A 6,221-nucleotide genomic window follows, 5' to 3' on the forward strand; every position below is an offset into this window, starting at 1 on the left:
GGCGGTGGCGACTTCTCGGCGGAGATCGGGGTTGCGCTCGCGTGGGAGCCGCTGCTGACCGCGCGTCAGCAGCTTGTCCTCGCGTGCGCCGAAGCAGGCGTGCCTGCAATAGACGTGCCTTTCATTAAGCTCGGCGACGAAGCGGGCCTGGCCGAGGAATGCGCCAAGGCCAGGGCTCTCGGCTTTGCCGCGAAGGCAGCGATTCATCCCGCGCAGGTGCCCGTGATCGATGCCGCCTTCGCTCCCTCTCGCGCGGAGATCAACGAAGCGACGGAGGCGTTACGCGCGTTCGAAGAAGGCGGCGGTCGGGCCATGCGGCACAACGGCCGGATGCTCGAAGCGCCAATGGTCAAGCAATACCGCGCGGTTCTCGCGCGAGCCAAGGACGGGATCGATGCGTGAAGCCGTGAAGGAAGTCGCCCCTGGGCGATTCCGCGAAGTGCAGGGCCGCTACTTCGAGGAATTCGAGGTCGGCCATGTGTATGAACACCGGCCCGGACGCACGATCACCGATGCCGACAATGTGTGGTTCACGCTACTGACGATGAACACCCACCCTGCGCATTTCGATTATGAATTCGCCAAGAAGACCGAATTTGGCAAGCCTCTCGTCTGCTCGCCGCTCACGGTGGCATTGATGGTGGGGATGAGCGTCTCCGATGTCAGCCAGAAGGCGGTCGCCAACCTTGGCTGGGACAATATCCGCCTGACCAACCCGCTGTTCCCCGGCGACACGTTGTATGCCGAGAGCGAGGTGCTCGATAAACGCGAATCCTCCTCACGCCCCGAACAGGGCATCGTCACCGTCAAGACCACCGGCAAGAACCAGCATGGCGATATCATATGCACGTTCAGCCGCACGATGCTGATCTGGAAACGCGGCTGCGGACCTGTCGACGACTGATTACGCCTGTTTCAACCCCCCGCTCTCCCCGGCGGGCCATGGAGAAGATAAATGGCAAGCCTGCCGATTGAAGACATCCGTACCATCGATGCCGACGAAGAAGCTGCGTTTCTCGATGCGATTGACCGCTGGATCGAACGCGAGGTCAAGCCGGTGGTCATGCACCACGACCATGGCGATACCTGGCCGGCGGAGCTGGTTGACCAGATGGTCGACATGGGCCTGTTCGGCGCCACCATCGGCCAGCAATATGGCGGTCTTGGCCTGCCCGCGACCACCTATGCCAAGATTGTCGCGCGCATATCCTCGCACTGGATGGCGATCACCGGCATCTTCAATTCGCACCTGATCATGGCCTGCGCGGTCGAGCGGTTCGGCACCCCAGCGCAAAAGGCCAAATGGCTGCCGAAATTCGCCAGCGGCGAGATTCGCGGCGGACTGGCGCTGACCGAGCCCAATGCCGGCACCGATCTGCAGGCGATCCGCACCACCGCAAAGCGAGACGGCGACGCCTATGTGATCAACGGCACCAAGACCTGGATTTCCAACGCCATCAAGGGCAGCTGTTTCGCGCTGCTGGTCAAGACCGATCCGCAAGCCGATCCGCGCTACAAGGGCATGAGCCTGTTCATCGCGCCCAAGCAGGAAGGCTTCACGGTCGGCAAAAAATTCGAGAAGCTGGGCTACAAGTCGATCGACAGCGCCGAGCTGATCTTCGACAATTACCGGCTGCCTGCCGACAACCTGATCGGCGGCGTCGAGGGCCATGGCTTCTTCCAGGCCACCGGCGGGCTTGAACTGGGCCGTATCAATGTGGCCGCGCGCGGCGTCGGGCTGGCCGAGGGCTCGCTGCGGTTGGCGACCGAATATGCCCAGCTGCGCGAAACGATGGGCAAACCGATCTGCGAGCATCAGGCGATCCAGCTCAAGCTGGGCGATATGGTCACCCGCGCCCGCGCCGCGCGGCTGCTCACCATGGACGCCGCCGAGGCTTATGATCGCGGCGAACGCTGCGACATGGAGGCGGGCATGGCCAAATATTTCGCGTCCGAAGCGGCGGTGCGCAATTCGGAAGAAGCGATGCGCATCTATGGCGGCTATGCCTATTCCAAGGAATATGAAATCGAACGCTATTATCGTGATGCGCTGCTGATGTGCATCGGTGAGGGCACCAACGAGATGCAGCGCATGATCATTTCCAAGCAATGGGTAAAGCGGAACCCGCTGTGAGAGGCGCACAGCCCTTAACCCTCTCCCTGCAGGGGAAAGGGACAGGCGCGCAGCGTCAGGGAGAGGGGCCGCCTCGTCGCGGCAAGACGCCCGACCAGATGCTGGATCGCGCGCGTCACATGCGAAAAGAACCCACAGAGGCAGAAGCAAAGCTCTGGTCATGCCTCCGCGCCGGACGTTTGAACGGGTTCAAATTTCGTCGCCAGGTGACCATCGGCACCTATATTGCGGACTTCGTCTGCCCCTCTGCCAAGCTGATTGTGGAGATTGACGGCAGCCAGCATGCTGAGCAGACAATCTATGACGCGCAGCGGACGGCGTTTTTGGTGGGCGAGGGCTATCGGGTCATCCGGTTTTGGAATGATGAGGTTCTGGGCAGTTGCGATGACGTGATCGAGGCCATTTTGCATCATCTGACGGTTGCATCCCCTCTCCCTGGCGCGCTGCGCCTGTCCCTCTCCCCTGCAGGGAGAGGGTTTGTGGGGGGGCCAACTTAATGACGCGGCTGCCGCTCTCGGGTTATCGCGTGTTGTCGGCCGAGCAATATGGCGCTGGGCCTTATGGCACGATGTTTCTGGCGCAAATGGGCGCGGAGGTCATCAAGATCGAACCTCCCGCCAAGCCGGGGCAGACCGGCGGCGACACCGCGCGCGCGGTTGGCCCGCATTTTCTGCGCGAGAATGAAAGCCTGTATTTCCAGACGTTCAACCTTAACAAGAAGTCGCTGACGCTCGATCTGCAGAGCGCACGCGGCCGCGACATCCTGCAGACTTTGGCCAAAACATCGCACGCCATGGTCAACAACCTGCGCGGCGACCTGCCGGCAAAGCTCGGGCTGGATTATGCCACGCTGGGTACGCTCAATCCGGGGATCGTGTGCGCGCACCTGTCTGCTTATGGCCGCGACAATGAACGCGCCAAATGGCCGGGCTATGACTATCTGATGCAGGCCGAGGCCGGGTTTCTGGCGCTGACCGGAGAGCCCGACGGGCCGCCGGTGCGCTTTGGCCTGTCGATCGTCGATTTCATGACCGGCACGCAAATGGCCGTCGGTCTGCTCGCTGCGATGCTCGATGCGCAGCGTTCGGGCAAAGGCTGCGACATTGATGTCGACCTGCTGTCCACCGCGGCCCACCAGATGAGCTATCCGGCGGTCTGGTATCTTAACGAGGGCGATGTCACCCCGCGCGCGCCGCGCTCTGCGCACCCGTCGGTGACCCCCAGCCAGATGTTCCGCTCCGCCGATGGCTGGATGTTCGTGATGGCGCAACTGCCCAAGTTCTGGACCATCCTCACCGACCTGATCGGCCAGACCGACCTGCAAACCGACCCGCGCTTTGCGACGCCCGAGGCCCGGCTCGTCAACCGCGATACGCTGACCGGATTGCTCGATGCGGTGTTTGTCACCCGGCCAACCAGCCATTGGGTGGCGCTGCTCTCGGGCAAGATGCCGGTCGCACCGGTCAACGATCTGGCCAGTGCGATGGACAATCCTTTCCTGCAGCAGACCGGCATGATGCAGCAGGTTGCCCACCCCGACCGGGATCCCTTGCATGTGCTCGCCAGCCCGATCCGCGTTGACGGCGAGCGCCTTCCCAGCGCTGCCGGGCCGCTGCTGGGGGCAGACAGCGACGCGGTATTGAGCGACATCGGCCTGTCGCCGGACGAGATTGCCGCGCTCAAACGGGACGGCATCGTCTGATCCGATGGGCAAGCTGACCGGCATAACCGTGCTTGACCTGTCGCAGTTCCTGCCCGGTCCGATGCTGTCGGTAATGATGGCCGATCAGGGCGCCGAGGTCATCAAGATCGAGCCGCCCGCAGGCGATCCGGCAAGGGCGATGGCCCCGTTCGAGGCGGGCCAGTCGGTGTGGTTCCGCAATCTCAATCGCGGCAAGACCAGCATCTTGCTTGACTTAAAGAGCGCGTCCGGGCGTGCGCGCCTGACCGATCTGATATCCCGCGCCGATGTGTTCCTCGAAGGTTTTCGCCCCGGCGTGATGGCGCGGCTGGGCTTCGATTATGCGGCGGTGAGCAAGATCAACCCGCAAATCGTCTATTGCTCGATCAGCGCGTTCGGCCAGTCGGGGCCGCTCGCGCATCATCCTGCGCACGATCTGGCGGTGCAGGCGCTGTCAGGCTTCCTGTCGGTCAACGACAGCGCGGACGGATCGCCGGTGGTGCCCGGCGTGCCCTCTGCCGATATGGCGGCGGGGTTGACCGGGCTGTCGGCGGTGCTGATGGCGCTGATCGGGCGGCAGCGCAGCGGTCGCGGCGACTATATCGACATCGCCATGTTCGACAGCCTGCTGCCGTGGTGCGCGCATATCGCAGGTGATGCGATCGCCGGAGGCGAAGCGCCGCGATCACGCACGCAACGCTCGCTTGGCGGCGCGGCCTTCTATCAGGTCTACACGACCAGCGACCGCAGGCACATCGCGCTGGGCGGGCGCGAGATCAAGTTCGTGCGGGTGCTGCTCACCGCGCTGGGCCGCGAAGACCTGATCACGCTGGGCGATGCCGACGCCGGGCCGGATCAGGCACCGCTGGTCGCATTCCTGCGCGAGACCTTCGCACAGCGCAGCCGCGATGAATGGGTGGCGTGGTTTGCCGACAAAGATGTCGCTTTCTCGCCCGTGCTGGATTTCGCCGAAGTGTTGCGCAGCGCGCATGTCGGCGCGCGCGGACTGCTGGTCGAGGCGGACGGCGCGCATCATATTGCGCCGCCGGTTCGTTTTGCAGGCGAAGCGGCGTGGGAGCCTACCGACGCGCCGGAACTGGACGCGGGATGAGCATCAGCCTGCTCAAATTCTCCCCGGAAGGGGGAGGGGAACCGCACAGCGGTGGAGGGGCAGCCAGAATGCACGCCATCTTGACCTGTAGGCCCAGCCGCTTTCCCTCCGTCAGCCTTTCAGGCTGCCACCTCCCCTGCGAGGGCAGGATTTATCGTCCCTCAAGCATCCACATCGATATGCATCGAATAGACAAACCGGTCGCCGGGATGGTGGCTGACCGAGATTTCAAACAGCCGTTGGTTCTGGTCGAAATAGCAGCGCAGGATGCGCAGGCATGCGCTGCGGCGGGGAATGTCAAGCGCAGCCGCAATCTCCGCGCTCGCCGATATCGCCTGGATGTCCTGCGTCACCTGCGCCAGCGTCAGACCGGCAGCTTCGGTGATCTGGCGGAACAGGGTGTTGCGCCCAGGCGTGATCTGCGCCACCGCAACGGCCAGATCGGCGATGACATAGGCATCGGTCAGCGCCAGCGGGCGATCATCGGCCGCCTGCAGGCGCACCCCGCGAAACCGGAACCACTTGCCGCTGGTGCGCACCGCAATCTGTTCGGCAATCAGCTTGGGCAGCGGGTGCAGCCCCAGCGCATCGTAGGCAATCCGCGTATCGCGGGCATATTGCAGGATTTCGCCAACGTTCGACAATGGCTGGTGGAGCGCGCCGCCGCGCGCCGCAGCCGGTTGCACAACCGTGCCCGATCCACGCTTGCGGGCGATCAGCCCTTCATTCTGCAGGCGACGCAAAGCCTCACGCACCGTAAAGCGGCTCACCCCATATTCGGCGCACAACACGCTTTCGGTGGGGAAGCCGTTGCTGCCCGCCAGCTTGCCAGCCAGGATCAGTTCGCGCAGTTCATCGGCGAGTTGCTGGTAGCGCGGCTTGTCGTTCAGCTTGGCACCGGTGGGATCAAGGGCCTCTACGGGGCTGTTCAAAGCGTACTCCTGCTCATGCAGCGACGATATGGGTGGGCTGCGTGACCGCGCCAACCCTTACCGAACGGCTTAGCGCACATTTGGCGCGCAAGCCAAATGAAAGCGAGCGCGCGCGGGCGCGGCAGCATCTGCTCGATTGGCTGGGCTGTGTCGCAGGCGCGCTGCGTTCGCCGCTCGCCGATGTGGCACGCGCAGCAGAGCCGGACGTGCTGACGCGGGCTGCATTGCTCGGCAATCTGCTCGAAATGGATGATGTCCATCGCGCCGCATTGTTGCATCCGGGGCCAGTGGTGTGGCCCGCCGCGATCAGCGCCGCGCGTGAGGCCGGGCGCGAAATCGACGCGCTGCTCGATGGCGCGATAC

7 protein-coding genes and 1 pseudogene are annotated in these 6,221 nt (G+C 63.8%); 7 read left to right on the plus strand and 1 reads right to left on the minus strand.

Going from position 1 to position 6,221, the window contains the following annotated elements; translation table 11 throughout:
* The 6 genes from ACEW8G_RS11495 to ACEW8G_RS11520 form a co-directional block, all read left to right on the plus strand.
* Positions 1 to 402 (plus strand): aldolase/citrate lyase family protein (locus ACEW8G_RS11495; RefSeq protein ID WP_373488556.1); only part of this gene is annotated, 402 nt, incomplete at its 5' end.
* Entirely contained in the window at positions 395 to 904 is a 510-nt protein-coding gene (locus tag ACEW8G_RS11500; protein WP_373488557.1) for a MaoC family dehydratase, read from the plus strand. The genes ACEW8G_RS11495 and ACEW8G_RS11500, both read left to right, overlap by 8 nt.
* Positions 905 to 955: 51 nt before the next feature.
* Entirely contained in the window at positions 956 to 2,134 is a 1,179-nt protein-coding gene (locus ACEW8G_RS11505) for an acyl-CoA dehydrogenase family protein (RefSeq protein WP_373488558.1), read from the plus strand.
* Between the two features lie 98 nt (positions 2,135 to 2,232).
* On the plus strand, positions 2,233 to 2,631 hold the full coding sequence (locus tag ACEW8G_RS11510) for an endonuclease domain-containing protein (RefSeq protein WP_373488559.1): 399 nt from the start codon (positions 2,233 to 2,235) through the stop codon (positions 2,629 to 2,631).
* Complete coding sequence (locus ACEW8G_RS11515) at positions 2,631 to 3,836, plus strand: CaiB/BaiF CoA transferase family protein (protein WP_373488560.1); 1,206 nt, start codon at positions 2,631 to 2,633, stop codon at positions 3,834 to 3,836. The genes ACEW8G_RS11510 and ACEW8G_RS11515 overlap by 1 nt, the downstream gene beginning before the upstream one ends.
* Before the next feature lie 4 nt (positions 3,837 to 3,840).
* Positions 3,841 to 4,926: a CaiB/BaiF CoA transferase family protein gene (locus ACEW8G_RS11520; protein WP_373488561.1), complete on the plus strand. Its 1,086-nt coding sequence runs from the start codon at positions 3,841 to 3,843 to the stop codon at positions 4,924 to 4,926.
* A gap of 161 nt (positions 4,927 to 5,087) precedes the next feature.
* On the opposite strand, the gene ACEW8G_RS11525 is transcribed toward ACEW8G_RS11520, so the two are convergent.
* Positions 5,088 to 5,858 (minus strand): GntR family transcriptional regulator, encoded by a 771-nt coding sequence (locus tag ACEW8G_RS11525; protein WP_373488562.1) that lies wholly within the window; start codon positions 5,856 to 5,858, stop codon positions 5,088 to 5,090.
* A 41-nt stretch (positions 5,859 to 5,899) separates the two neighbouring features.
* On the opposite strand from ACEW8G_RS11525, the pseudogene ACEW8G_RS11530 reads away from it, so the two are divergent.
* Positions 5,900 to 6,221: pseudogene (locus tag ACEW8G_RS11530) on the plus strand (hypothetical protein); the annotation flags it as partial.

Source organism: Blastomonas sp., assembly GCF_041747255.1.
GTDB lineage: Bacteria > Pseudomonadota > Alphaproteobacteria > Sphingomonadales > Sphingomonadaceae > Blastomonas.